This window comes from Ralstonia edaphi (genome assembly GCF_958350185.1).
GTDB lineage: Bacteria > Pseudomonadota > Gammaproteobacteria > Burkholderiales > Burkholderiaceae > Ralstonia > Ralstonia edaphi.
In genome coordinates this window covers 148,120-170,870 of sequence record NZ_CATWHI010000008.1, presented here as the reverse complement: position 1 = coordinate 170,870, position 22,751 = coordinate 148,120, and the positions used below count along the sequence as shown (strand labels likewise).

The 22,751-nt window shown below is 66.0% G+C and carries 24 protein-coding genes; 16 read left to right on the top strand and 8 right to left on the bottom strand.

Translation table 11 applies throughout. From position 1 onward, the window contains the following. On the top strand, window positions 1-301 hold a 301-nt coding region (locus tag R2669_RS23140), incomplete at its 5' end, for a hypothetical protein (RefSeq protein ID WP_316902174.1). A gap of 178 nt (window positions 302-479) precedes the next feature. On the opposite strand, the gene R2669_RS23135 is transcribed toward R2669_RS23140, so the two are convergent. Continuing rightward, entirely contained in the window at window positions 480-1,256 is a 777-nt protein-coding gene (locus tag R2669_RS23135; RefSeq protein ID WP_316891630.1) for an enoyl-CoA hydratase, read from the bottom strand. An 83-nt stretch (window positions 1,257-1,339) separates the two neighbouring features. Between R2669_RS23135 and paaG the strand changes: the two genes are divergently transcribed. The 3 genes from paaG to paaK all read left to right on the top strand — a co-directional run bounded on the left by paaG (window position 1,340) and on the right by paaK (window position 4,108). Then, window positions 1,340-2,128, top strand: coding sequence for a 2-(1,2-epoxy-1,2-dihydrophenyl)acetyl-CoA isomerase PaaG (paaG, locus tag R2669_RS23130; RefSeq protein ID WP_009242010.1), 789 nt, complete (start codon window positions 1,340-1,342; stop codon window positions 2,126-2,128). 4 nt (window positions 2,129-2,132) lie between these two features. Further along, on the top strand, window positions 2,133-2,600 hold the full coding sequence (gene paaI, locus R2669_RS23125; protein WP_316891634.1) for a hydroxyphenylacetyl-CoA thioesterase PaaI: 468 nt from the start codon (window positions 2,133-2,135) through the stop codon (window positions 2,598-2,600). 203 nt (window positions 2,601-2,803) lie between these two features. Beyond that, window positions 2,804-4,108: a phenylacetate--CoA ligase PaaK gene (gene paaK, locus R2669_RS23120; RefSeq protein WP_147219195.1), complete on the top strand. Its 1,305-nt coding sequence runs from the start codon at window positions 2,804-2,806 to the stop codon at window positions 4,106-4,108. Between the two features lie 14 nt (window positions 4,109-4,122). Here paaK and mltA read toward each other — a convergent pair whose 3' ends face one another. Then, the gene (gene mltA, locus R2669_RS23115) at window positions 4,123-5,265 is read right to left on the bottom strand and encodes a murein transglycosylase A (protein WP_316902173.1); all 1,143 of its coding nucleotides are present in this window, start codon (window positions 5,263-5,265) and stop codon (window positions 4,123-4,125) included. Between the two features lie 74 nt (window positions 5,266-5,339). Here mltA and R2669_RS23110 point away from each other — a divergent pair, with 74 nt between their 5' ends. Then, window positions 5,340-5,573 carry a hypothetical protein gene (locus tag R2669_RS23110; protein WP_316891628.1) on the top strand — a complete coding sequence of 78 codons (234 nt, stop codon included), beginning with the start codon at window positions 5,340-5,342 and terminating at the stop codon, window positions 5,571-5,573. 7 nt (window positions 5,574-5,580) lie between these two features. On the opposite strand, the gene apaG is transcribed toward R2669_RS23110, so the two are convergent. Further along, window positions 5,581-5,955 (bottom strand): Co2+/Mg2+ efflux protein ApaG, encoded by a 375-nt coding sequence (apaG, locus tag R2669_RS23105; protein ID WP_147219188.1) that lies wholly within the window; start codon window positions 5,953-5,955, stop codon window positions 5,581-5,583. 144 nt (window positions 5,956-6,099) lie between these two features. Between apaG and rpe the strand changes: the two genes are divergently transcribed. From rpe to R2669_RS23060, 9 genes are all read left to right on the top strand, one after another. Beyond that, window positions 6,100-6,825 (top strand): ribulose-phosphate 3-epimerase, encoded by a 726-nt coding sequence (gene rpe, locus R2669_RS23100; protein WP_316902170.1) that lies wholly within the window; start codon window positions 6,100-6,102, stop codon window positions 6,823-6,825. After that, the gene (locus R2669_RS23095; protein ID WP_316902168.1) at window positions 6,822-7,553 is read left to right on the top strand and encodes a phosphoglycolate phosphatase; all 732 of its coding nucleotides are present in this window, start codon (window positions 6,822-6,824) and stop codon (window positions 7,551-7,553) included. The genes rpe and R2669_RS23095 overlap by 4 nt, the downstream gene beginning before the upstream one ends. A 402-nt stretch (window positions 7,554-7,955) precedes the next feature. Beyond that, window positions 7,956-9,488: an anthranilate synthase component I gene (gene trpE, locus R2669_RS23090; protein WP_316902166.1), complete on the top strand. Its 1,533-nt coding sequence runs from the start codon at window positions 7,956-7,958 to the stop codon at window positions 9,486-9,488. A gap of 17 nt (window positions 9,489-9,505) precedes the next feature. Then, window positions 9,506-10,075: an aminodeoxychorismate/anthranilate synthase component II gene (locus R2669_RS23085; protein WP_232041114.1), complete on the top strand. Its 570-nt coding sequence runs from the start codon at window positions 9,506-9,508 to the stop codon at window positions 10,073-10,075. Then, window positions 10,075-10,506, top strand: coding sequence for a lysozyme inhibitor LprI family protein (locus R2669_RS23080; protein ID WP_430708837.1), 432 nt, complete (start codon window positions 10,075-10,077; stop codon window positions 10,504-10,506). The genes R2669_RS23085 and R2669_RS23080 overlap by 1 nt, the downstream gene beginning before the upstream one ends. Before the next feature lie 13 nt (window positions 10,507-10,519). Next, window positions 10,520-11,557 (top strand): anthranilate phosphoribosyltransferase, encoded by a 1,038-nt coding sequence (gene trpD / locus R2669_RS23075; protein ID WP_316876796.1) that lies wholly within the window; start codon window positions 10,520-10,522, stop codon window positions 11,555-11,557. A 1-nt stretch (window position 11,558) separates the two neighbouring features. Beyond that, a complete protein-coding gene (gene trpC, locus R2669_RS23070) occupies window positions 11,559-12,362 on the top strand; it encodes an indole-3-glycerol phosphate synthase TrpC (RefSeq protein WP_316902164.1) in 804 nt (267 codons plus the stop codon). Between the two features lie 10 nt (window positions 12,363-12,372). Then, window positions 12,373-13,032 carry a CYTH domain-containing protein gene (locus R2669_RS23065; RefSeq protein ID WP_316891622.1) on the top strand — a complete coding sequence of 220 codons (660 nt, stop codon included), beginning with the start codon at window positions 12,373-12,375 and terminating at the stop codon, window positions 13,030-13,032. After that, window positions 13,029-13,820, top strand: coding sequence for a uracil-DNA glycosylase (locus R2669_RS23060; RefSeq protein ID WP_316902162.1), 792 nt, complete (start codon window positions 13,029-13,031; stop codon window positions 13,818-13,820). Before R2669_RS23065 ends, R2669_RS23060 begins: the two co-directional genes overlap by 4 nt. Before the next feature lie 477 nt (window positions 13,821-14,297). On the opposite strand, the gene R2669_RS23055 is transcribed toward R2669_RS23060, so the two are convergent. The 5 genes from R2669_RS23055 to R2669_RS23035 all read right to left on the bottom strand — a co-directional run bounded on the left by R2669_RS23055 (window position 14,298) and on the right by R2669_RS23035 (window position 21,639). After that, complete coding sequence (locus R2669_RS23055) at window positions 14,298-16,514, bottom strand: FUSC family protein (protein WP_316902179.1); 2,217 nt, start codon at window positions 16,512-16,514, stop codon at window positions 14,298-14,300. 11 nt (window positions 16,515-16,525) lie between these two features. Next, window positions 16,526-18,388 carry a M61 family metallopeptidase gene (locus R2669_RS23050; RefSeq protein WP_316902177.1) on the bottom strand — a complete coding sequence of 621 codons (1,863 nt, stop codon included), beginning with the start codon at window positions 18,386-18,388 and terminating at the stop codon, window positions 16,526-16,528. Window positions 18,389-18,455: 67 nt separating this feature from the next. Then, entirely contained in the window at window positions 18,456-19,472 is a 1,017-nt protein-coding gene (acuI, locus tag R2669_RS23045; RefSeq protein WP_316891620.1) for an acrylyl-CoA reductase (NADPH), read from the bottom strand. 78 nt (window positions 19,473-19,550) lie between these two features. Continuing rightward, entirely contained in the window at window positions 19,551-20,297 is a 747-nt protein-coding gene (locus R2669_RS23040) for a DsbC family protein (RefSeq protein ID WP_092975612.1), read from the bottom strand. 46 nt (window positions 20,298-20,343) lie between these two features. Next, on the bottom strand, window positions 20,344-21,639 hold the full coding sequence (locus R2669_RS23035; protein ID WP_316902160.1) for a UbiH/UbiF family hydroxylase: 1,296 nt from the start codon (window positions 21,637-21,639) through the stop codon (window positions 20,344-20,346). A 364-nt stretch (window positions 21,640-22,003) separates the two neighbouring features. Here R2669_RS23035 and R2669_RS23030 point away from each other — a divergent pair, with 364 nt between their 5' ends. Both R2669_RS23030 and R2669_RS23025 read left to right on the top strand, forming a co-directional pair. Beyond that, a complete protein-coding gene (locus R2669_RS23030) occupies window positions 22,004-22,396 on the top strand; it encodes a hypothetical protein (protein ID WP_316902158.1) in 393 nt (130 codons plus the stop codon). A 10-nt stretch (window positions 22,397-22,406) separates the two neighbouring features. Beyond that, the gene (locus tag R2669_RS23025) at window positions 22,407-22,745 is read left to right on the top strand and encodes a hypothetical protein (RefSeq protein ID WP_316902156.1); all 339 of its coding nucleotides are present in this window, start codon (window positions 22,407-22,409) and stop codon (window positions 22,743-22,745) included. Window positions 22,746-22,751 lie beyond the last annotated feature (6 nt).

The following is a 22,751-nucleotide window of genomic DNA, read 5'->3' as shown; positions in this document are numbered from 1 at the left end:
TAAGCGCCCACACTTATCGGCTGTTTGCTTGTTAAAGAACTTCGCGATCAACTTTGTTCACCGCGTCGCTGCGTTGTCTGCAGCAGAGAAACGAGATTATGCAGAGCTTTTTCGTCGCTGTCAACAACTCGTCGAAGAATTTTTATCCGTCAACTCGCTGCCAACTACCACCCAGTCCACCGCCGATCACCAACCACCCAATCGACCGCAAACCCGCTCCACTCCTGCTTCTCCACCACCCAACACCACCACCGCCACTTGCGTTTCGGCGCTGTGTTTTGCAGCGAGGGGCGAACTATAGGCGGGTTCCCTCAGCTTGGCAATACCTTTGTCGTGACAGGCTGATGACGCGTTCGTGAAGAATAGCCGCCAGCCCAGTCTACGCATGGGATTGCGGCCGCAAAGGACTCGCAAGAGGTGGTCCGAGATACCCGATGCCGTTACTCGGGTATTCCCGAAGTCACCCCGCTGGACCGTCCTTATTGGTGCTTGAACGTGGCGGCACGCTTCTCAACGAACGCGCGCATGCCTTCCTTCTGGTCTTCCGTGGCGAACGTGGCGTGGAAGAGGCGGCGCTCCAGATGCACGCCTTCGCTGAGCGAGGTCTCGTAGGCCGCGTTGATCGACTCTTTGATCATCATGACCGTGGGCAGCGAGAAGCCGGCAATGGTTTCTGCGGCCTGGATAGCTTCGTCGATCAACTTGTCGGCCGGGATGACACGCGAGACCAGGCCGGCGCGCTCGGCTTCTTCAGCGCCCATCATGCGAGCGGTCAGGCAGAGGTCCATGGCCTTAGCCTTGGACACTGCGCGCGGCAGGCGCTGCGTGCCGCCGGCGCCGGGCATGGTGCCGAGCTTGATTTCCGGCTGGCCGAACTTGGCGGTATCGGCGGCGAGGATGATGTCGCACATCATGGCCAGTTCACAGCCGCCCCCGAGCGCGTAGCCGGCCACCGCGGCGATCACCGGCTTGCGGATGCGGCGGATGGTTTCCCAGTTGCGCGTGATGTATTCGTTCTTATAGACGGTGGCGAAGTCGTAATCGGCCATGGCGCCGATATCCGCGCCGGCGGCGAACGCCTTTTCGCTGCCGGTAAGGACGACGGCGCCGATGTTGGCATCGGCGTCGAAGGCGAGCAGCGCGGCGCCAAGTTCGTCCATGAGCGCATCGTTGAGGGCATTCAGCGCCTTCGGACGATTGAGCGTAACAAGACCGACGCGACCGCGCGTTTCGACCAGAATGTTTTCGTAGGACATGGAAGCTCCAGTTGGAATGGATGTAATATTAGCCGACCAACCGGTCGGTTAATCAATGAACCGATGACCGAGGAGGAGACAAGATGACCAGCCCGACCATTCTGCTTGACTGGCATGAACACGTGGCAACCATCACGCTGAACCGGCCCGATCAGCTCAACAGTTTCACGGCCGGCATGCACCGCGAACTGCGCGACGCGCTGGACAAGGTGGAGCGCCAGCGCGCTCGCGCGTTGATCCTGACCGGAGCGGGACGCGGCTTCTGCGCGGGGCAGGATCTCTCCGAACTCAATGTCACGCCCGGGCAGATGACGGACCTGGGCCAGCTCATCGACGAACAATTCAACCCGCTGGTGCGCCGTCTGCGTGCCATGCCCCTGCCGGTGATTGCCGCCGTGAACGGCGTGGCCGCCGGCGCCGGCGCAAACCTCGCGCTGGCGTGCGACATCGTGATGGCCGCCGAGAATGCGTGCTTCCTCCAGGCCTTTGTAAAGATCGGGCTGCTGCCGGATTCGGGCGGAACGTGGTTCCTGCCGCAGCGCATCGGCGTGGCGCGGGCGATGGGGCTGGCGATGCTGGGGGAAAAGCTCGACGCCAAGACGGCGCTCGCCTGGGGCCTGATCTGGGGCGTTTATCACGATGCCAAGATCCTGATGACCGAAGTGAACTGCATGGCCGACCACCTGGCCAAGCAGCCGACCCGTGCACTGGCCGCCATCAAGCGCGCCATGCACGCAGCGCCCACACAGTCGCTGGACGCTCAACTGGACCTGGAGCGCGACCTGCAGCGCGAACTCGGCAATTCGCGCGACTATGCAGAAGGCGTGGACGCCTTTCTGAACAAGCGCGTGGCGCATTTCACCGGCGAATAAGGACATCAGCGTGACGGAAACGACCCTCCACGATGCGCAGCCGCTGGCTGAAACCGCCTGCAAAAGCATGTTCGACGCCGATGCCTGCACGCGCTGGCTCGGCATGCGCGTGGAGGCGGTCGCGCCCGGCTTTGCTCGGCTTTCCATGGCGGTGCGGCCTGAATTCCTCAACGGGCATCGCACCTGTCATGGCGGATTGATATTCACGCTGGCCGATTCGGCCTTCGCGTTTGCCTGCAACAGCCATAACCACAACACGGTGGCGGCTGGGTGCAGCGTCGAATTCCTGCGGCCGGCGCATGGCGGCGATGTGCTGGTCGCCGAGGCAACCGAGCAGGTCTTGTCCGGCCGGCACGGCATCTACGACGTACGCGTGACAAACCAGGCCGGCGAGGTGGTCGCCATGTTTCGCGGCAAGTCTGCACAGATTCGCGGCCAGGTCATTCCGGTCCCGGGCAGCCCAGAACCCTAGCTAGACGTCTTATAAAGCCCTCCACAAAACCGCATCACCATTAGAGGACGCCTCAGAACCTGTTCACGATCCGTCGCGAGCGGCCCGAGGTTGGCCCGAGAAGCGCAACCGTACATGGGTACGGTGAGCATCGCAGGGCCAAGATCGGAACGCGCAGTAGGATCGTGAGCAGGTTTGCACGACGGCATCCCGAGGAGACCCGCATGCGCCCCCGCTCGACCGACCTGCCGCTCGATCCGATCGAGACGGCCAGCCGTGACGCCATCCAGGCTCTGCAGCTGGAACGCCTGAAGCGCAGCCTCGCGCACGCATATGAGAACGTGCCCGCCTACCGGGCAAAGTTCGACGCGGCGGGCGTGCATCCGTCGGATTTGCAATCGCTTGCCGATCTGGCGAAGTTTCCGTTCACGACCAAGACCGATCTGCGCGACAACTATCCGTTCGGCATGTTTGCGGTGCCGCAGGATCGGATCGCGCGCATCCACGCGTCGTCGGGCACGACGGGCAAACCCACGGTTGTCGGTTACACGCTGGCGGATATCGATACGTGGGCAGGGTTGGTGGCGCGCTCGATTCGCGCGGCGGGTGCTCGGCGCGGCGACAAGGTCCACGTGAGCTACGGCTACGGCCTGTTCACCGGGGGACTGGGCGCGCATTACGGCGTGGAGCGTGCGGGGCTGACGGCCATCCCGTTCGGCGGCGGGCAAACCGAGCGGCAAGTGCAACTCATCCACGATTTCCAGCCGCAGATCATCATGGTCACGCCCAGCTACATGCTGGCAATTGCCGATGAATTTGAGCGCCAGGGCATGGACCCGGCCGCGTCGAGCCTGCAGATCGGCATCTTCGGCGCCGAGCCATGGACGCCCGAAATGCGCAGCGCCATCGAAGCGCGCATGGGGCTTTCGGCAGTCGATATCTACGGCCTGTCGGAGGTGATGGGGCCGGGCGTTGCCAGCGAATGCGCCGAAACCAAGGACGGCCCGACCATCTGGGAAGACCACTTCTATCCGGAGATCATCGATCCGGACACCGGCGAGGTGCTGCCCGACGGCGAGTTCGGCGAACTGGTCTTCACGTCGCTGACCAAGGAAGCGATGCCAGTGGTGCGCTATCGCACGCGCGATCTGACGCGCCTGTTGCCCGGCACGGCGCGACCGGGCTTCCGGCGCATGGAAAAAATCACCGGCCGCTGCGACGACATGATGATCGTGCGCGGTGTGAACGTGTTTCCATCGCAGATCGAGGAATTGATCCTGAAGCACGCGGCGCTGTCACCGCACTACCAATGCGTGCTCGGCAAGGAAGGACCGCTGGATACGCTGACGGTGCGGATCGAGGCGGCGCTGGGCACCTCCGCAGACGCGGCCAACTCGGCAAGCAGCCAACTGGCGCATGACATCAAGTCGTTGATCGGCGTGACGGCCGCGATCGAGACGCTGGCCAGCGGCGGAATCGAGCGCTCCGTCGGCAAGGCGCGCCGCGTGGTGGACTTGCGGCGCGGTTAGTGGTTCGACGTTTCTCAGCGGGTGGCGACGCCGATGCTGCCACCCTTCGGCACGAGCACCCAAAGGCGGCCCGTCTGCTTCATGCGGCCCGCCAAGTCGCCCGCGGCATCGCCATGGCCGAAGTAATAGTCGGCGCGCACGGCACCGCGAATGGCGGAACCCACGTCCTGGGCAAAAACGAGCTTCTGGATCGGATCGGCCGACAGCGGCTTGGTCGTCGACAGGAACACCGGCGAGCCCAGCGGAATGTAGGTCGGGTCGACGGCGATCGAGCGTTCGTCCGTCAGCGGCACGCCCAGCTTGCCGATGGGGCCGCCCGTGTTGCCGGGCGTCTCGGCAAAGAACACGTAACGGGGGTTGATGTTGAGCATCTCTTCGACACGGCTCGGATTGGCACGCGCCCAGGCCTTGATGCCCTGCATGGTGGCCTGCACCGGCGTAATTTCGCCCATGTCGAGCAACCAGCGCGCAAATGAACGGAACGGCTGGTTGTTCGTGCCGCCCACGCCCAGGCGCATGATGCCGCCCTCTTCCAGCTGGACCTGGCCCGAACCCTGAATCTGCAGGAACGCCGCTTCGACCGGGTCGTCCACCCAGACAATCTCTTGCCCCTGCAGCGCCGGACTGCGGATCAACTGCGCGCGCGCCGGCAGCGTCTTGCCGCGCCACGCGGCGGGCATGCGGTACAGCGGCGTCTGATAGGCCCCGTGGCGGGTCCGCGAGCCGCGCAGCAGCGGTTCGTAATAACCGGTGATGAGGCCGCTGTCGGTGCCGTCGTCCTTCACCACGCGATACGGCGTGAAGTTGTCTTCAAAGAACACGCGCATCGCAATCGGGTCACCAGCGTCGACCATCAGGCCGGCGGTGCAGACACGCGACCAATCGGCGCGACGCTTCATGGCCTGGCAGTTCGATTGCAGCGCGGGCCAGGCGGAGGCGAGATCATCAGCGGTCCAGCCGGACACATCCGCCCACGTTGCGGGGGCCAGATGACCGCCCAGCGTGCCTGTGGGCGCTTGCGGCGTTTCGACGCGCGGCGGGGGCCCGCTCGTACAGGCGGCAAGCAAGGCCGCGACCAGAGCGGCGGCCAGCCCGCCCCAGCGGCGGCGGGTGGCGGTGCGGGCTTGTGTCAATGCGTCCAAGGTTGCTGCTGTCATGCGTGTTCCATCCTGTCCGATGCGGCGGCGGGGTTGGCTACAATGCCTCGCACCCGAGCTTCCCGCCGTCGACCATGAGCGAATTCTTTGAAAACCATCCGATGATGCTGTTCGGCCTGGAGGCCGGCGTGGCGCTGTTCCTGCTCATTTTCATCGTGATCTGGACCATGTCTGGCGCCAAGAAGCATCCACGCCCGCTGCGTGCGCCGTCCGAACATCCGTCGCGCCACAGCGACGCTGCCAAACCTTCCCAATCGACCGACGCAGCTCCAAAAGATTCTCAAGCCGCCAATTCCGACGCGCCCTGATTCCCGATCAGTGCAGCATGCGCGGCATCACCAGCGCAAATTCGGGGATGGGCGCCTCGAAGCGGTGACCGTCTTCGGCCACGCAGAAGTATTCGCCCCGCATCGTACCCACGGGCGTCTTGATGGTCGCCCAGCTCGTGTATTCGAAAGATTCGCCCGGCGGCAGCAGCGGCTGGTGGCCGACCACGCCCAGGCCGTTCACTTCCTGCACCTGCTCGTCGGCGTCGGTAATCACCCAGTGGCGGGAGATCAGCTGGCTCGGCACGTCACCGGTGTTGCGGATGGTGATGGTGTAGGCAAAGGCGAAGTTGCCGTGTTCCGGCTCGGATTGCTCCGGCAGATAGCGCGTCCGGACCTGGACGGTGAGTTCGTAGCTCGGCATGTCGATCCACAATCAGAATTGGCGCCCATTGTGCGGCATGGCTGTGGCAGCGGCAAGGCGCGGGCAGACGGCCGATCCGGCTAAAATAGCGCCCTTCTTTTGCGCCTTTGCGTGCAAGTTCGCGCGCCTTATCCGTCTCCCATCATGTCTGTCGCCATCGATCCGTCCGGTTTCCGCATCGCCCCGTCCATCCTGTCCGCCGACTTTGCCCGCCTGGGCGAAGAAGTGCGCCGCGTGCTCGAATCGGGCGCCGACTGGATCCACTTCGATGTGATGGACAACCATTACGTGCCGAACCTGACCGTCGGCCCGCTGGTCTGCGAGGCGATTCGGCCACACGCACAAAAGGATGGCAAGCCGGTGCCGATCGACGTGCACCTGATGGTCAGCCCGGTCGATCGCATCATTCCGGACTTCGCCAAGGCCGGCGCCGACCTGATCACCTTTCACCCGGAAGCTTCCGAGCACATCGACCGCTCGCTGGCGCTGATCCGCGACAACGGCTGCAAGGCTGGCCTCGTCTTCAATCCGGCCACGCCGCTGCACTACCTGGATCATGTGATGGACCGCCTGGACATGGTGCTGATCATGTCGGTCAACCCGGGCTTCGGCGGCCAATCGTTCATTCCCGAAGCGCTGAACAAGCTGCGCGCCGTACGCCAGAAGCTCGACGCATACCAGGACAAGACGGGCCGCAAGATCCTGCTGGAGATCGACGGCGGCGTGAAGGCCGACAACATCGCCGAGATTGCCAAGGCCGGCGCCGACACCTTCGTCGCGGGTTCAGCCGTGTTCGGCAAGCCGGATGCGGATGGCGGCTACCGGGGCACCGTGGGCGCGCTGCGCCAGGCGCTGGCCCCGCTGGCATGACGACGGGCGCGCTACCCGCCGGCCCCGTCCGCGCCGTCATCATCGACCTGGACGGGACGATGGTTGACACGGCGGGGGACTTCCACGCCGCCATCAACGCAATGCTGGAGGCACTTGGCGCCACGCCTGACATGCCGGCCGAGGAAGTCGTCGGCTATGTCGGCAAAGGCTCGGAAAACCTCGTGCGGCGCGTGCTTGACGCACGCCTGCCGCCCGCCCAGGCCAACAGCCGCTTTGCGGAGGGACTGGAGGCTTACCAGCGCGCCTACATCGCCATCAACGGCCGGCACGTCAATGTTTACAACGGCGTACACGAAGGGCTGGCCGCACTGCGCGACATGGGTCTCGCGCTCGCGTGCGTGACGAACAAACCACACGATTTCACGCAGCCGCTGCTCGCGCAGCTCGGCTTGAACACGTATTTCGACCTCGTCTACCCGGGCGACGCGTTCCCGTATCGCAAACCCGATCCCTATCCGATGCTGCGCGTGGCGGAAGCGTTTGGCCTGACGCCGGCTGAAATCGTGGCCATTGGCGATTCGGAAAACGACGCCCGAGCGGCGCGAGCGGCCGGCATGCGCGTGCTGGCGGTGCCGTATGGCTACAACCACGGCCAGCCTATACAGGCCGCGGGAGCCGATGCTATAGTCGACACACTTTTTGCGGCAGCCGAGTTGATCCGGCCCTATGCAGAGCCCCACAACGCCATCTCTGCCGCTTCCAACTGACGATCCATGTTCCTGAATCGCAAACGCGTCGACGCTGGTGGTGACCGGGGGGCCTGGCCCTGGCGGCCCTGGCACGCCCTCGCTCGGGCGTAAGCGTTTGCACGGCTGCTGATCGTTCTTCCCCGGTTTCGGCATTCTGGCGCGTCACCAACGCGCCGCCCAAACCACCCTCGCATCTCCTGCCCCAAACGCTGACCGCCCGCCGGTCTTCCGCTGGCCCGCTATCGGCTGCGGACGACCCTTGCGGGATCGCACGGTCGCTTTTACGACGTTCGCGCGTTCCCATCCCTGATGTTCTGCTAACGTTCCGACGGCATCATTGACGCTCTTGCGTTTGCCGTGGAGCGAACGCATGCCGGTGGGCGCGCAACCGTCCCGCCCGGCGAATCGACCTGACCGCTCATGACCGAACTCGAATTCAAATCGCTGGCCGACCAGGGCTACAACCGCATTCCGCTGATTGCCGAGGCACTGGCCGACCTGGAGACGCCGCTGTCGCTGTATCTGAAGCTGGCGCAATCGCACGACCGGGGCACGCATACGTTCCTGCTGGAATCGGTGGTAGGCGGCGAGCGCTTCGGGCGTTACTCCTTCATCGGCCTGCATGCGCACACGCTGCTGCGCGCCAAGGGCAACCGCACGGAAGTGGTGACCGACGGCAAGGTGGTGGAGACGAACGAAGGTAACCCGCTGGACTTCATCGCCGCCTTCGAGCGCCGCCAGAAAGTGGCGCTGCGCCCGGGCCTGCCGCGATTCTGCGGCGGCCTGGCCGGCTATTTCGGCTACGACGCCGTGCGCTTCATCGAACCGCGCCTGGCCGAGACCGCCCCGCCCGACGATCTGCAACTGCCCGACATCCAGCTCATGCTCTGCGAAGAGCTGGCCGTGATCGACAACCTGTCGGGCAAGCTCTACCTCATCGTCTACGCCGACCCGTCGAAACCCGAAGCCTATTCGCGCGCCAAGCAGCGGCTGCGCGCGTTGCGTACGAAGCTGCACCAGCCGGTCGATGTGCCGGTGACGTCGGCGTCGGTGCGCACCGACACCATCCGCGAGTTCGACAAGGCGGACTACATCACCGCCGTGCTCAAGGCCAAGGAATACATCGCTGCCGGCGACATGATGCAGGTGCAGATCGGCCAGCGCCTGGTCAAGCCGTTCCGCGATGCGCCGCTGTCGCTGTACCGCGCGCTGCGCTCGCTGAACCCGTCGCCGTACATGTACTTCTACAACTTCGGCGACATGCAGATCGTCGGGGCGTCGCCGGAAATCCTGGTGCGCCAGGAAGAGCGCCGTGTGCCGGCTGCTGAAAACAGCAGCAACGGCGCGGACGAATCCGCCCGCATCGTGACGATCCGCCCGCTGGCCGGCACGCGCCCGCGCGGCAACACGCCCGAGCGCGACGCTGAACTCGCCACCGAGCTGCTCAACGACCCGAAGGAAATCGCCGAGCACGTCATGCTGATCGATCTGGCGCGCAACGACATCGGCCGCATTGCCGAGATCGGCTCGGTCAAGGTGACGGACCAGATGGTCATCGAGAAGTATTCGCACGTGCAGCACATCGTCAGCTCCGTCGAGGGCCGCCTGAAACCGGGCATGACGAACATGGACGTGCTGCGCGCGACCTTCCCGGCCGGCACGCTGTCGGGCGCGCCCAAGGTGCGCGCGATGGAGATCATCGACGAGCTGGAGCCGGTCAAGCGCGGCATCTACGGCGGCGCGGTGGGCTATCTCTCCTTCTCGGGCGAGATGGATCTGGCCATTGCCATCCGCACCGGCATCATCAAGGACGGCAATCTCTATGTGCAGGCCGCCGCCGGCGTGGTCGCCGATTCGGACCCCGATGCCGAATGGAGAGAGACCGAACACAAGGCGCGCGCCGTGCTGCGTGCGGCCGAGCAAGTGCAAGACGGCCTCGACGCCGATTTCTGAGGTTAAAGGAGACCACCATGCTGTTGATGCTCGATAACTACGACTCCTTTACCTACAACATCGTCCAGTACTTTGGTGAACTCGGCCAGGACGTGCGCACCTATCGCAACGACGAGATCACGATCGAAGAGATCGAAAAGCTGAACCCGGAGCGCATCTGCCTGTCGCCCGGCCCGTGCACGCCGACGGAAGCCGGCATCCTCGTTCCGGCGCTCAAGCACTTTGCGGGGCGCGTGCCCATCCTGGGCGTGTGCCTCGGGCACCAGGCGATTGCCGATGCGTTTGGCGGCCGCGTGATCCGCGCGCAGAAGGTGATGCACGGCAAGGTCAGCACCATCGAGAACACCGGCGTGGGCGTGTTCGCCAACCTGCCGCGCCATTTCAAGGTGACGCGCTATCACTCGCTTGCCATTGAGCGCGAAACGCTGCCCGACTGCCTGGAAATTACCGCCTGGACCGAAGACGGCGAGATCATGGGCGTGCGCCACAAGACGCTGCCGGTGGAAGGCGTGCAGTTCCACCCGGAATCGATCCTGTCGGAACACGGCCACGCGCTGCTCGGCAATTTCCTGAAGGAACGCGTCTGATGCGCCGCGTGTGCGCGGTGGCGCTGGCGATGATGGCAAGCCTGCCGGCGATGGCCGGTACGCTGGACGCCTGCCGCGCGGCCCAGCCCGAGGCCGGCAACGTCGCCCAATGCGTGCAGACTGCACGCAAGGCGGCACAAACGGAACTGGCGTCGGCCGAATCGACACGCCGCACCGCGCTGCGCGCCCGCATGGCTGCCAACAAAGGCACGGACCGCGGCGCCGCCATGGCGTTCGACCGCACCGTGCGCGCGCACCAACTCTACCGGCAGGCCGAATGCGACCTGCAACGCCGCCTGGCCCGCAATGCGCCCGATGCCGACCTGGCAGAAGCCGCATGCGAGGCCGATCTCTCGCGTGAGCGCATCGGCGCCTTGCGCGACGCCGCACAGCCGGTCACCCCGGCTGCGGCTCCGGCAGCGCCCAACTGAATACGGAACGACCATGTCCATCACTCCGCAAGAAGCGCTCGTCCGCTGTATCGAACATCGGGAAATCTTCCACGACGAAATGCTGCACCTGATGCGGCTCATCATGCGCGGCGAGATGTCGCCCGTCATGGCAGCCGCCCTCACCATGGGGCTGCGCGTCAAAAAAGAGACCATCGGCGAAATCGCGGCCGCTGCCACCGTCATGCGCGAATTCGCCACCAAGGTTGATGTACCCGCTGAGGTGTCCGATCACTTTGTCGACATCGTCGGCACGGGCGGCGACGGCGCCAACACCTTCAACATCTCCACCGCCTCGATGTTCGTGGCGGCCGCCGCCGGCGCGCGCATCGCCAAGCACGGCGGACGCGGCGTCAGCTCCAAATCCGGCAGCGCCGATGTGCTGGAAGCGCTGGGCGTGAACATCATGCTCACGCCCGAGCAGGTGGCCGAATCGATCGAGACGGTGGGCATCGGCTTCATGTTCGCGCCCAACCACCACCCGGCCATGAAGAACGTCGCCCCGATCCGCAAGGAACTGGGCGTGCGCACGATCTTCAACATCCTGGGGCCGCTGACCAACCCGGCCGGCGCGCCGAACATCCTGATGGGCGTGTTCCATCCGGACCTGGTCGGCATTCAGGTGCGCGTGATGCAACGCCTGGGCGCCAAGCACGCCGTGGTTGTCTACGGCAAGGACGGCATGGACGAGGTGTCACTCGGCGCTGCCACGCTGGTCGGGGAACTCAAGGACGGCGTCGTCACCGAATACGAAATCCATCCGGAAGACTTCGGCCTGCAGATGGTGTCCAACCGCAGCCTGAAGGTGGCCGACGCCGACGAGTCCAAAGCCATGCTGATCGACGCCCTCGAGAACAAGCCCGGCACGCCGCGCGAGATCGTCTCGCTCAACGCGGGTGCTGCACTGTACGCAGCCAACATCGCCGGCTCGATCGGCGACGGCATGAAGCTGGCCCGCGAAGCCATCGCCTCGGGCGCGGCACGTGCCAAGCTCGACGAACTCGTGCGCGTCACCAACCAGTTCAAAGCCTGATATGTCCGACATCCTGCAGAAAATCCTGGCCGTGAAGGCCGAAGAAGTGGCCGCCGCGCGCAAGCACCGCGACCTCGCCAGCGTACGCGCCGAAGCCGAAGCCAACCGCACCGACAGCACGCTCGGCGCCCGCGGCTTTGCCAAGGCGATGCGCGACAAGATCGCCGCCGGCAACGCGGCGGTCATCGCCGAGGTGAAAAAGGCGTCGCCGTCCAAGGGCGTGCTGCGCCCGAACTTCAAGCCCGCCGACATCGCCCGCAGCTATGCGGAGCACGGCGCCGCGTGCCTGTCGGTGCTGACCGACGAGCAGTTCTTCCAAGGCCACGCCGATTACCTGCGCGAGGCGCGCGCCGCCTGCGCGCTGCCGGTGCTGCGCAAGGACTTCATGGTGGATCTGTACCAGGTGTACGAAGCCCGCTCGTGGGGCGCGGACTGCATCCTGCTGATCGTCGCCGCGCTGGACCAGGGCCTGATGGAAGAACTCGAAGCGTGCGCGCTGGAACTCGGCATGGACGTGCTGGTGGAAGTGCACGACGGCCACGAGCTGGACCGCGCGCTGCGTCTGCAAACGCCGCTGGTGGGCGTGAACAACCGCAACCTGCGCACGTTCGAGACGTCGCTCGACAACACGCTCGGCCTGCTCAACCACATGCCGGACGACCGCATCGTCGTCACGGAATCCGGCATCCTCACGCCCGACGACGTGCGCAAGATGCGCGCCGCCGCCGTCAACGCGTTCCTCGTCGGCGAAGCCTTCATGCGTGCAGACGACCCGGGCGCCGAACTGGCCCGCCTGTTCGCCTGAGCGCCAGACAATGGCCCGCGAGATTGAACTGAAGCTGGCCGTATCGGCCGGCGCGCACGACGCACTGGTCGGCTGGCTGGACGCCAATGCGCAGGCGGCCGGCTCGGTGGAATTGGCCAACGTCTACTACGACACGCCCGACCAGGCGCTGGCACGCAACCGCGCCGCGCTGCGCGTGCGCCGTCAGGGCAGCCAATGGCTGCAAACGCTGAAGACCGCAGCAGTGAGTACGTCCGGTTTGAGCGCCCGCCACGAATGGGAGGTGCCGCTTCAAAACGACGCACTGTCCCTCGATGCCTTTGTCGCCAACAACGCCGCCGAAGCCGCTGACTATGTTCGGCCGCATGCGTCTGCGCTCGCCCCGCTGTTCCGCACCGACTTCACGCGCCGCCTGTGGCATGTCGCAGCGGATGGCGGTGAGATCGAGATCGCGTTGGATGCCGGTGCCATTCTGATCCCGGGCACGCAGGCACGCGAGCCGATCGACGAACTCGAACTGGAGTGGAAACCCGCAGCCGGCAGCACGCTCGCCGAAGACGCGATTGCCGAGCGCCTGCACGCCTGGACGCAGAAGTTGCGCGCCGCCGTGCCCGGTCTCACGCCACTCGACATCAGCAAGGCGCAACGCGGCTACCAGTTGCGCACGAAGGCCACTGGGGGCCAGCCGTGACGCGACGCGCCAATCCGGCGCAAGCCGCCCTCTTCGACGAACCCGCAGCGGACACGACCGCCGTCGGTTTCACCCCGCTGGCCCAGCAGTTCGATGCCCTGCCCGCCGACTGGAAGGCAATCCTCACGCCCTGTATCGCGCAGACCAATTGGCCGGCGCTATGCGCCTTCGTCGATGGCGAGCGCGCCGCCGGCAAGCCGATCTTTCCGACGGATGTTTTCCGTGCGCTGCACCTGACATCGGTGGACGATGTGCGCGTCGTCATCCTCGGCCAGGATCCGTATCACGGCACGGGCACCGTCGGTGGCCGCGAGATTCCGCAGGCGCATGGGCTGGCGTTTTCGGTGCCGGCCGGTGTGCGCGTGCCCCCGAGCCTGCGCAATATCTACAAGGAAATCGAAGCGGAATTCGGCTGCAAGCTGCCGGGCACCTCCGGCAACCTGGAGGGCTGGGCACAGCAAGGCGTGCTGCTGCTGAACACGGTGCTCACCGTCGAGCAAGGCCAGGCCGCAAGCCACGCCAAGCGCGGGTGGGAACGCATCACCGATTGCCTGCTGGAGCAGCTCGCGCGCGTCGGCCACAAGCGCGTGTTCATGCTGTGGGGTAGCCACGCACAGGCCAAACGGGCGTTGCTGTCGGACGGGCACCTGGTGCTGGAGGCGCCGCACCCGTCGCCGCTGTCCGCGCATCGCGGGTTCCTGGGGTGCGGGCATTTCAAGACGGCCAATGATTGGCTGGCGGCGCAGCACCAACCGACCATCGACTGGCTGAAACCGCAGGCCGGCTGAACCGCACCGGCCACGCAGCCCGATCGACGAGCCGCCAAGCTCCCGCGTTGACCGTCTAAGGGCCGAGGTCGGCTCTCCAAGGCTCGACTTTGACTCCCGGGGGCCCGACTTCGAGCCCCCGAGATTCGACTTCGAGCCTCCGAGATTCGACTTCGACTCTCCGAGATTCGACTTCGACTCTCCGAGGCCCGGCGTCGACTCTCTGAGGTCCGACACTTTGACCCTCCGAGGCCCAACGTTCACGCTCTGAAGGTCGTCTTTGACTCTCTGAGGGTCGCGCTCGACTCTCCGAGGCTCAAATTCGACTTTTTTCGGTTCCCGTTTGAGTCTTCAAGATCCGTCCTCGGCCCTCCGAGACCCGACTTCGGCCCTCTGAGGCTGACCATTGACGCTTAAACGCTGGATTTCGACTGTCTGTCGCTGGACTTCGGCTCTTTGAGCGCCGTCGTCGACGGTCCGAGGCTCAGCCCGGCTGCGCTAGCCCTTCGAAATACGCAGCGCGCGCCCGAGCGCACCGCAGCGCAATGCGATCTTGGACGTATCGGCCCGAAGCGCTTGCAAGCGGCGCTCCAGCAAGTGCATCGCCGACAGCGATTCGGATTCGGCCGCAGCGTCGACCATGCGCGAGCGTGCCGACTGATCGGCGAAGTCGGCTGCGCCCAGCTCCTGCGTGTCGCGCGGGCGCACGCCCCACCCGCCTTCGTGGACGGCCTGGTCGAAGCGCTCCTTGGCGCGCGCCAGGCTTTCGAGCGCGGCTTCTGCCGTTTGCTCGACCAGCGCCCGCGTATCGGCCTCGTCCAGCTCCTGCGCGCGTTGCCGCACAAGAATGCGCACCGCCGCGACGTGCGCCGCCACGAGGTAGTTCTGCACGATGAAGCGGTTCAGGTTGTCGACGGCGCGGTGCCGGCTTTTGGGCTCGTCGAGCATGCGCGCGAAGGCAGCGATGAGCCCGGTCAGCGATTCCATGAACTGCTTGCGCTGCACGCGGTAGGCGAAGTCGTCCTTGAGCGTGCCGAGCAGCAAGTCGCGCGCGGCTTCGATAAAGCGGCGGTTGGTGCGCAGCACGTCGTCCACCAGCTTGGGCAGGTTGCGGTATTCCCAGGCAGGCAGCACATAGCTGAAGGCGGTGGCGATGGCCGCGCCGATCAGCGTATCGACGAGCCGTTCTCCAATGGCGTCCTTGCTGCCGGGCAGCAGCAGGTTGATCTGGATGAGCACCTGCACGCACGCCGCGATGGCCGTGTAGCGGTAGCGTACGGTGACGAAGGCCGCGCTTGCCGCCGTCGACAGGTACAGCACGCCCATCAGGACCCACGTCGAATGGGTGAAGCGCAGAATCACCGCCGCAATCACGCAGCCGATCAGCGTGCCCAGCACCCGGTCGAAGTTGCGCTGGCGCGTCATGCTGAAGGTCGGCTTGAGGATGACGACGATGGTCAGCAACACCCAGTAGCCATGCGACGCATATGGCAGGTGGTCGGCAATCCACAAACCGGCAGCCACGGCCATCGAGATGCGCAGCGCAAAGCGCAGCACCGGCGAACGCCACGTCAGCTCTTCCAGCACCAGCCGCAGCTCGTATTTCTGCCGCGTGAGAAACGGCGTCATGTCCGGGCGCAGCAGCACCTGCGACAGTTCGACCGGTGTGGCGGTGGCGGCGTGCAGCTGCGCCATCAGGCGGATTGCACCGCGCACCGTGGCCACCGATTCCTCCAGCGCCGCGATGGCTTCGATGGGCACGCCATGGTGGTTGTGTTGCAGCTCGTGCAGCGCGCCTTCAATGGCGGCCATCTCCTGGTCATACGACATCGGCGTGGGTGATGGCCTGTCGCGGCCAACGGCATAGGCCACGCCTTCGATATCCATGCGCATGCGTTCGATCACGTCGCGCAGCAGACGCATCACCTCGGCGTCGGCCAGCCACTGGCGCAGCAGCGGGTAATCGGTATTGGACGACAGCAAATACTCGTAGATATCGAGCATCCGCATGTGGATCTGTACGAGGCGCCCATCGCTGGCGGTGCGGTTATCGCGGAAGACGAAATCGCGCGCCACCTGCTGCTTGTCGGCCACCGAAATCTGCTGGCGCACGAGCGCATTGAACTGCTCGTCGAAATCCTTGGATGCGTCGTAGAAGCCGGCTTTGCGTTCCACGTACACAGCCAGTTCGTACAGGCATTCGGCCAACACCTGCTCTTTGATGCGGCGGCGCTGGCCCCACGCCACCGCCATCGCAAACGCCATGTAGCCGATCGCGCCGAGGAAGAACTGCAGCGTGTGCTCCACGGCTTCGCGGAAGGCGAATTCCTCGGTGAACGTGAGCGTCATGACGAAGAGCGCCGCAAACTGCAGCGGCATCGTCTTGTTGCCGTACGCCACCATGAGCCCCGCCAGGAAGCTCACCACCACGATCACTGCCGGCAGGATCGCGTACGGCGTTGCCACCGCCACGAGAAACGTGACGGCCGTCGTCAAGAGCACGCACGCCATCATCTCGTTGAACTTGTGCCGCAGCGGGCTGGGCAAATCCATGAGGCTCGTGCACAGCGCGCCGATCGACACCACCATCGCGCCCTGCAGGTCCATCACCAGGAGCGCGAGCAGCGTCAGGCCGATCACGCCGGTGGCAGTACGGACGCCGCGCGAGACGTAATGGCTGTAGAGGAACGTGCGTGGATCGTGGACGTAGTCCATCGGGCTACGCGTCAGGCTGACTTGCCGCGTGCCGCACGCGTGCTGCGCGCCGCTGCCCGTTTGCCCAGCCATGCCGAGCGCAACGGCGAGGGCTCGGACGCGAGCGCCAGCGTGAACTGCGGCGTGGCATCCGCAGCCAGCGTGACGTCGAGCTGCATCAGTTCGTCGCGGCGGAACACGTGCACAGGGACGGTGTCGCCGGCGCGGTGGCGCGCGAGCATCTTGTCGAGCTGGCCGGTCGGCACACGCAGGCCGTCCAGCGCGACGACGAGGTCGCCGGCAGACAGCCCGCCTTGCTGCGCCGGGCTGCCGTCAAACACCTGCTGCAGCTTGACGTAGCCGTTCTCGGTGCCGGTCTTGACGCCCAGGGCAAGCGCGGGATCTGCCGCCTTGCGCGTGGCGCTCACGCCCATCGCCTTGAACAGCGCCGGCAGCGGCGGGTCGTCACGCCCCTCGGTCAACTGGCGGACCAGCGTGCGCAGGCGCACACCGGTGGTCTCTTCCATCAGGGTGATGAGCCCGGCTTCGGTCACGCCGCGCTGCGCGTGGCCGGCGGCGTAGAAGTCGCGGCCGTACGTTACCCACAGGGCACGCATCACGTCGTCGAGCGAACGTTCGCCGTGGGTCTGCGTGCGGATCGTCAGGTCCAGCGCCAGCGCCACCAGCGAGCCCTTGGTGTAGTAGCTGACGATGGCGTTGGGCGCGTTCTCATCCTGGCGGTAGTACTTCGTCCAGGCGTCGAACGAGCTTTCGGCCACGCTCTGCTTGAGGCGGCCGCTGCCGCGCAGCACGCCGTTCCACGTCTTGCCGAGCATCTCCAGATACTGCGCTTCGGAGATCAGGCCCGAGCGCACCAGCATCAGGTCGTCGTAGTAGCTGGTGAACCCTTCAAACAGCCACAGCAGCGGCGTGTGGACCTCGCGGTCGAGCGCGTACGGCACGAAGGTGGCCGGCTTGATGCGCTTGACGTTCCAGGTGTGGAAATACTCGTGGCTGACGAGGCCCAGGAAGGTGCGATAGCCCTCGGTGGTTTCATCGCGACCAGTGACGGGCAGATCGGCGCGCGCGCACATCAATGCGGTGCTGGCACGGTGTTCCAGGCCGCCATAGCCATCGGTGGTGACCATCGTCATGAAGACGTAGCGGCGGTTGCTGTCGAGGAACGGCGCCGTGGCGGTCTGCGGCTCGAACAGGCGGATCTGCGCTTCGCAGATGCGCTTGAAATCGCGGGCGATGCGTTCCAGATCAAGGTTCGGCACACGGCCGGTAAAGACGGCGTCGTGCTGTGCGCCGCAAGCTTCGAACGACACCAGCGCGAACGTGCCCATCTCCACGGGGTGGTCGATCAGCTCGTCGTAATTGGCCGCTTCGTACCAGCCAAAGCCGTAGCGCTTGGCGCCGGCCTTGCCCTGGACGCGGCCGGTCGCTTCGCGCAGCGCGGTGGCGACACGCCAGCCGCGGTAGGCCTCTCCGGCGGGCGGCTGGATGTCGACGAGGCAGCGCTGGTCGTCCGCGCCTTCCACGCGCAGGAACACCGACGTACCGTTGAAGAAGCCGTGCGTGGCGTCCAGATGCGCGGCGCGCACCGACAAGTCCCACGCATAGACGTCGTAGGAAATCGTCAGCGGCCCGGTGCACGGCGCGGCCCACCACGTGTGCTTGTCGACCTTGGTCAGGCGCACCGGCCTGTGGGCGGACGACGCCTCGATCCGCACGATGTTGCGCGCGAACTCGCGGATCATGTAGCTGCCCGGAATCCACGCCGGCAGCGAAAAGCGCTGGCCCTGGGCATCGGGCGCGTCAACCGTGACGGTGACGGTGAAAATGTGCGCCTCGGGCGCGGCGGGGGCGATGGTGTAGCGGATCGGCTTCATGGCGGACATTGTAGCGTTGCCGTCCCACGCTGCCGATGGCAAATCGTCCGCAAACCGGCCTGCCAGCCTATCGGTTGACGTCGACCACGACGCGCCCGCGCATCTCGCCGGCCATGATGTCGTGGGCGGCGTCGATGGCCTCCGACAGCGTCACTTCGCGCGTGATGGCAGCCAGGCGATCGGGCAGCAGATCGGCGGCCAGGCGCTGCCACGCGGTCTGTCGCAGCGCGCGCGGCGCCATCACGCTGTCGATGCCGCACAGCGTCACGCCGCGCAGGATGAACGGCGCGACCGTGGCCGGAAAATCCATCCCCTGCGCCAGCCCGCACGCCGTGACCACGCCGCCGTAGCGCACCTGTGCGCACGCGTTGGCCAGCGTGTGCGAGCCCACCGAATCGACCACCGCCGCCCAGCGCTCTTTCTGCAATGGCTTGCCCGGGGCGGAAAGCTCGGCGCGATCCATGACATCCGTCGCGCCCAACGCCTGCAGGAAATCGGCCTCATTCGTCTTGCCGGTCGACGCCACCACGCGATAGCCCAGCTTGCCGAGCAGCGCGATGGCGATCGAGCCCACGCCGCCCGACGCGCCCGTCACCAGGACCTCGCCGTCGCCCGGTTTCACGCCGGCGCGCTCCAGCGCCAGCACGGAGAGCATCGCCGTGTAGCCGGCCGTGCCGATCGCCATGGCCTGCCGCGCGTCGAGCCCCGCCGGCAATGCCACGAGCCAATCGCCGGAAAGCCGCGCCTGCTGGGCAAGGCACCCCCAGTGCGTCTCGCCGACGCCCCAGCCGTTGAGCACAACCGCATCGCCGGTCCGCCAATCCGGATGCGATGAATCGAGCACGACGCCCGCGCCGTCGATACCGGCCACCATCGGCCACTTGCGCACGACGGGGCCTTTGCCGGTGATGGCGAGGCCGTCCTTGTAATTGATGGTCGACCAGTCCACGCGGATCAGCACGTCGCCGGCGGTCACGTCGTTGGCCAGCGCTTCGGGTGTGGACAACGCTGCGTCATCGAGGTCGACGATGTGGGCGAGCGGCCCGCCATCCTGCTTTTCCAGCATCAGCGCGCGAAACGACATGCCAAGTCTCCGAAGGTGAGGTGAATGCAAGCGCCCAAAGAAAAAGCGCCGGATCGACCGGCGCTTCCTTCGTGCGAATTACGACTTCTTGAGCGCGGCGAACTTGCGCTCCAGCGTGGCCGCATCGATCAGGCCCGGGGCGCGGGTGCCATCCGGGAAGATGATGGCCGGCGTGCCGGTCACGTTCAGCTGTTGGCCGAGCTTCAGGTTGGCCTCCAGCGGCGTGTCGCAGGTGCCGGCGCCGCCCGGGGCGGTCTTGGCGGTCATCCAGTCGCGCCAGGCCTTGGCGCGGTCGGCCGAGCACCAGATCTGCTTGGCCTTGGTGTTCGAGTCTTCCGACAGGATCGGGAACAGGAAGGTGTAGACGGTGACGTTGTCGACTTGCGTGAGCATCTGCTCCAGCTTGTGGCAGTACGGGCAGTTCGGATCGGAGAACACGGCGATCTTGCGTGCGCCGTTGCCCTTGACCCACTTCACGGCGCGGTCCAGCGGCAGGTCGGACCACTTCACGCGGTTCAGCTCGGCCAGGCGCTCCTGCGTGAGGTTGGTGGCGGTCTGCGTGTCGAGCAGGTCGCCGTTGAGCACGTAGCGGCCGGTGGCATCGCTGTAGACTACCTGGCTGCCGAGGTTGATCTCGTACAGGCCGGCCAGCGGCGACTTGGTGACGCTCTTGATCTCCACGTTCGGGCCCAGGGCCTTCTGCACGGTGGCCTTGACCTTGTCCAAGGCGGGCTCGGCGGCACCGGCGCTCAATACATAGCCCGCGCCAATGGCTGCCACTGCCACCGCAGAGGCGATGGCCGCCACCCGAATACGAAACGACATAACGACTCCTGGAACCCCGAAAAACCACAAATCCGCTGAGATGGCCTCAGCCGAGTGCGTGCCTGATCAACAAGCGTTTGATAAATGGCGTCATGCCCACCATGCGCATCCCCGCGTTGCGTACCGTGCGTGGCAGCGCGCCCGGCAGGGCGAACAGTTTGTGCAGACCGTCCGTGGCGGCCGTGAGCGAAAGCAGATCTTCGCGGCGGGCACGTTCGTAACGGCGCAGCAACCTCAGATCGCCATGATCGCGCATGGTTTCACGTTCCGCCATCACGCGACCGATTTCGGACACATCCCGCAGCCCGAGGTTCATGCCCTGCCCGGCCAGCGGATGGATCACATGGGCCGCATCGCCTACCAGCGCCACGCGCGGCGCGACCGCCCGGCTGGCGTGTTGCAGCACGAGCGGGAAACCCTGCGCAGGCGTGATGTTCGACAAGCGCCCGAAGCGAGCGGCGATGGCGCCACCCGCCGCAGCTTCCACTGCGCGGCACAACGCCTCGGGCGACAGCGCGAGCAATTCGCGGGCGTGGTCCTCGCTGGCGGACCAGACCATCGACACGCGCCGATCGGGCAGCGGCAGCATCGCGAGAATCTCTCCGCGTACCGGGGCGGCGTCATCCGTGGCGGCGGCCTGCTCGGCGGAGGCACCGAGGAACCATTGCCACGCGGTGTCCTGATGCCAGTGTTCGGCCTGGAAGTTGGCGACCACGCCAAGCTGGCGATACGGCTTCGCTTCGGCCTGGATACCGGCCTGCTCGCGCACCCACGAATGCTTGCCGTCGGCGCCGATCACGCATCCCGCGCGGATCGTCTGCCCGTCCGCCAGCGTCAGCCGCACGGCGTCGGCTTCCATTTCGAAACCGGTGGCGGCGTGCGGGAAGGTCTGCACCGTGTGAGCGAAGCGCAGTGCGGTTTCCAGAGCGCGCTCGACCAGCGACGATTCGGCAATCCACGCCAATTGCGGCGTGCCGGCGGCGTAGGCAGAGAAGTGCAGGTCGGGGTGGGCGTGCTCGCCGCGCGCGGCAGCGTCATCGCCGAAGATGCGCATGTCGTGCACCGGCTGCACGCGTGTCATGTCGAGCGCCGGCCAGATGCGCAACTGCTCCAGCAGCGCCTGGGAGCTGGACGAGAACGCGTAGACACGCGCGTCCCAGGCGTCCGGCCCGGCGGGCGCGGCGGCTGGCGCGGGCGGTGCGATATGCGCGATGCGCAAGCCGATCTGCGCCAGCCGCAGGGCGCAGGCACGCCCGACGATGCCGCCGCCCACCACGGCCAAGTGGTAGGGCGCAGCCTCCCGGGAAGCCGCCTTGGAAGAGGAAAACGCGGGTGTATTCATGGTGGGCCGATTATAGCGGCGGGGGGTGCGGCAGCCTTGTGGTCGCGCAAATGTGTCGCGACCGACACATGGCGTGCGCGCGTGTCGGCTCAGTGTTTACGCCTACCCCTGCCGCGCACGACGTTTTCGTCCCCCGAACCTAGTGCAGCGGGGTACGCACGTTTTGGGGCGCAGATGCCGCCTCTGCCACATATGTGGAAGATGCTCCGCCCGCCCGCAGACCCGCGATGTGATGCCGTTTCCACCGGACTTCAGCCGCTCAGGCCATCGGTCGGGATGGGCGATAAAAGCCGGGTAATTCGACGTTTTGACACGCGCGACCCGCCGATACAGTTCGGGTCCGATCCACGCATTCCTCATCGCCATGTGGACTTTCTCCAAACGCTCCGCCGTATCACTGATGCTGGCAGCGCTACTGGCGTTGGCCGGCTGCGCGCAGATGCCTGCTGCCACGACGCCCGCCCCCGTGGCCCGCACCGCGCCCCCGGGCGAAGTCATGACCTTCGCCATCCCGCCCGACGCACTGGGCGCGCATGACCCGCAACTGACGGCCGTGCTGACCAAGGCCGGCGCGCTGGCCGCGGCGCAAAAACGCCCGGCAACCATCCAGGTAGCCGCGCTGGCCCAGGATTTCCGCTACCTGAACCAGGCGCTGTGGAACGGCGTGCCCGCCCAGCGCGCCGGCTACGTCCGCCTGGAAAATTTGACCGTCAGCGCCAGCCAGCCCTACAGCGTGACGATCCGCACGCAGGATTAAGAGGAACGCCATGCGTATGACCCATCTGCTTTTCCCGCTCACCGTCGGCCTGCTGAGCGTCTCGACCGCTTCGGCTTTTGCCGCCCCGCCCGATGCACTGATGCCGGCGACGGCCGCGGCGCCCGACCGCGTCTATCCGCCCCTGCCTTCGCTCGCGATGCTGCCGCCCGGCGGCGGCGGCGAAATGGAACCGGCGCCCGTGGCACACGCGCGCGGCGGCAAGCGCAAGGTCGCGGCCACGCAGTGGCGCAAGGCGACCGAGCCGGTGCCCCGCATGGTGGTGTCAGAGGCCTCGCACACGTATCTGGCCGGCATCGAGCGTCAGCTTGAAGTGGCCCTGCAGAAGTAATCAACG